Source organism: Porphyromonas levii DSM 23370 (genome assembly GCF_000379925.1).
Lineage (GTDB): Bacteria > Bacteroidota > Bacteroidia > Bacteroidales > Porphyromonadaceae > Porphyromonas_A > Porphyromonas_A levii.
This window is the reverse complement of record NZ_KB904211.1, coordinates 1-3,272: the sequence shown is the minus strand read 5'-3', so window position 1 is coordinate 3,272 and position 3,272 is coordinate 1. Positions and strand designations below refer to the sequence as shown.

The 3,272-nt window shown below is 49.0% G+C and carries 3 protein-coding genes; all 3 read right to left on the bottom strand.

The window, feature by feature from the left end:
• Nucleotides 1-118: 118 nt before the first annotated feature.
• Entirely contained in the window at nucleotides 119-1,957 is a 1,839-nt protein-coding gene (gene mutL / locus A3GG_RS0101110) for a DNA mismatch repair endonuclease MutL (protein ID WP_018357494.1), read from the bottom strand.
• Nucleotides 1,958-2,332, bottom strand: coding sequence for a hypothetical protein (locus A3GG_RS0101105; RefSeq protein ID WP_018357493.1), 375 nt, complete (start codon nucleotides 2,330-2,332; stop codon nucleotides 1,958-1,960).
• 737 nt (nucleotides 2,333-3,069) lie between these two features.
• A partial coding sequence (locus A3GG_RS13570; protein WP_033408088.1) for a hypothetical protein occupies nucleotides 3,070-3,272 on the bottom strand: 203 nt, incomplete at its 5' end.

Sequence of the window (3,272 nt, the reverse complement as noted above, 5' to 3'; positions counted from 1 at the left end):
AGGTCACATAGAAGTCTAACTCAAAAAGACACCGAGACACAAAATAGACTGTAGGTACCAAATCGTACCTACAGGCTATTTTATTCTCTCCTTACACGCCCGTTTTGGGAGAGTTACGCTAGAAACGCCGATCCAGCTCTTTATCGGTAAGGAAAGAGAGTGTGCTCTTGCCCTCGGGCGTAATGAGATGCTCGGGAAGCGTGAATAGCTCCGTCAGGAGTTCTTGAGCTTCTTTCGGCGAGAGCAGAGTCTTGCCCTGCTGAATCTGGAAGCGAACCAATTGACGTACCAGTCCCTCCAAGAGGATTTCCTCGCTACTCTTTGCCGTAGCTTGGCACTCTGTGAGGATTTGGTGGAGCAGTAGTTCCTCGCCACCTGCATTGACCCCATCGGGCACAGCGTTAATGGTAAAAGCATTTTGCCCCATATCGGAGATGTCAAACCCGAGACGGTCGAGGAGCACAAGATGACGCTTTAGTTCCTGAGCCTCCTTGGCGCTCAGCTCCATGAGTGTAGGGAAGAGCAAACGATGCGAAACGAGCCCCCCCGCCTTCAGACGCTGTTTGGCGCGCTCGTAATGTACCTTGTACTGCACCCGCTTCAGGTCGGCAAGAGCCAACCCTTTGGGGTGGGGAAACACAGCATAGTTTCCGTAGAGGAGAGGCGTAGATATCTCTAGCTTTTCCTCCGTCTTAGGTATCGAGAGGTGCGGCAACGGCTGCTGCTTGGGCTGGCTCGTGATTCGCTTAGACTCGAAGTTCTCATAAAACCTATCCCAGTCCGAGATGTCGGGCATCTTGAAGTCTGTAGTTGGGAGTTGGAGTGTACTATCCCCATTATTCATCTTGCTCCTCATGGTCAGCTCAGGAGAGACAGACGGCGGCTCAGGGAAAAAGGCTCCGTCGGTGTTCTTCGTAGCCACTGGAATCTCCATCTTCTCGTCGTCAAAATCCAAGGAAGGTACAGCAGCCCCCATCATTAGTATCTCCCGTACTGCCGAGTAGAGTATCGAGGCGATATCCGTCTCCGCCTCAAACTTTATCTCTGTCTTGGTCGGCGAGATATTGACATCGATACTAGCTGGGTCTACCGAGAAGAATAGGAAATACTCTGGTGCTTCTCCCTGTGGAATAAGACCCCCATAGGCATTCATCACCATGCGGTGGAAATAGGGGTGCTTCATATATCGGTCATTGACAAAGAAGTATTGCTGTGCCCCTCTCTTACGTGATGCCGAAGCCTTAGTCACGAACCCACGAATATGAGCAAGTGGTGTCTCCATGTCTATGGTCAATAGATTCTCTGAGAGGCGTTTCCCAAATAGATCTATAATCCTCTGCTTAGGCGAGGAGGGGTCGAGCTTAAGGGTGACCACCTCATTGTGCCTAAGGGTAAATGAGATATCGGGGCGAACGGCAGCTACGTTTTGTATCTCGCTGATGATATGGCGAAACTCAGTGTCGTCTGTCTTGAGGAACTTCCGCCTTGCCGGTACATTGAAAAATAAGTGCTTTACCGAGAAGTTGGCACCCACTGGGCACACTACAGGCGTGCTACCAGTCACCTTAGAGCCTTCGAGCTCTACTCGGATGCCTTGCTCACTATCTGAAGTGCGTGTCTGTAGCGATACATGTGCCACAGCTGCGATAGAGGGGAGCGCCTCTCCCCTAAAGCCCATCGTGGTCAGCGCAAAGAGATCCTCGGCCTGCCGTATCTTGCTCGTAGCATGGCGTTCAAAAGCCATACGCGCATCCATAGGAGCCATACCCTTGCCATTGTCAATAACTTGTATCAGAGTGCGTCCTGCATCCTTGATTTCTATTTGAATATCCGTGGCGCCCGCATCTATGGCATTTTCTACCAGCTCCTTCACTACTGATGCTGGTCGCTGAATCACCTCACCAGCCGCTATTTGGTTGGCGATATTATCGGGCAAAAGCCTGATCAAGCTGTCCATTTATCCAAAGAGACTAAATATATTAGTGAAACCCTGACCGATGTATCTGAAAAGCCCCGTGCCAAGATGCCTAAATAGCCATATCAGAAGCACGAGCCCAAGTATCAGCACAATCATTGTAACACGGTTACGCTCTGCAAAAGCCTTGTCCCCCACCTGCTCTTTATCGTACTTGGCGAGGTGGTCTGATTGTTTGCGAAACGACCCCTTGAGCTCCTCTTTTACCTGTTCTGGATCAACCTCCTCGTCAAGCCCATACTGGCGACGCACCCGAAGTCGGCGCTTCTCATCGGCTTCCTTCTTCGGGTCGTAGTAGCGGTAAACGTATCTAAACTTGCTAGGCTTTGGTTGCTTATAAAAGTTTCCTATCCCCATACTTCCTATTCTTCAAATTGTTTCCTACAAAGATAGCAAAAAATCAAGTGGCGACCTTCGCCATTCCGTTAGGCTCTGTCCTCCAGCTCCTATCGTGCAACGCAATCTTTCGAGTAGATCGGAGACAGCGGATGGCGCGAGCAGCAAAAATTATTTCTAGGACTACATGGGGATTGGAAGAAGGGGAAGAGGGGTGAGGGGCTGAGGTGTGCCTCTAGGTATGTAATCTTATAGCAATCACCCCTTTTCTAATCCGTAAGCCCTGTGCCCAAGAGGAAGAGAGACATGCGATAAATCCCATTATTTGGGATATAGAAGTTGTCTATTTCATCGTAGTTACAACAATTATAATACTCCCCAAAAACTAGACAACTCTCAAATCTACCACTTTTTGAGTTGTCTAGTTTTTGGGGAGTATTATAGTGGTTTAATTGCTTATAACCGAATGCCCAAGAAACCTGAGCTAAATTTGGAAATTATCAGAAAACCTAACGAAATCGCCATCGCTTAGGTCGAACTCACGTTAATTATAGAGTCTATGTTGCAGACCCAGGGAAAGGGCCTTGTCACCTACACTAAGGAGGAGTTTTGTGAGCATTGGGTCAGCACTATGACAATGGTAAAGTAGCAGACATTGTGAGAGCCAATGGAAGTGGAAAGACCACATTGATTAAGCTTGTGCCCCATCATCGTGCAATCTATGCTATGAGGGCACCCGATCATCAGGTTCACTCCGACTAGTCGAGTAGATATGTAGCTATCGGGTTAGTTCGGGAGCGCCGATCAATCTTGGTAGAATAGCGTTGGTCATATCCACAAGCCCTAGGTTTGAGGAAAGAGAACTGTAAGATAAGAGCTATCAATACGACACCCGCTAACACGGCGAATCCGATACCCAGATTGCCCTTCTGCCGATTGGGGAGCTTCTCCAATTGTCCGA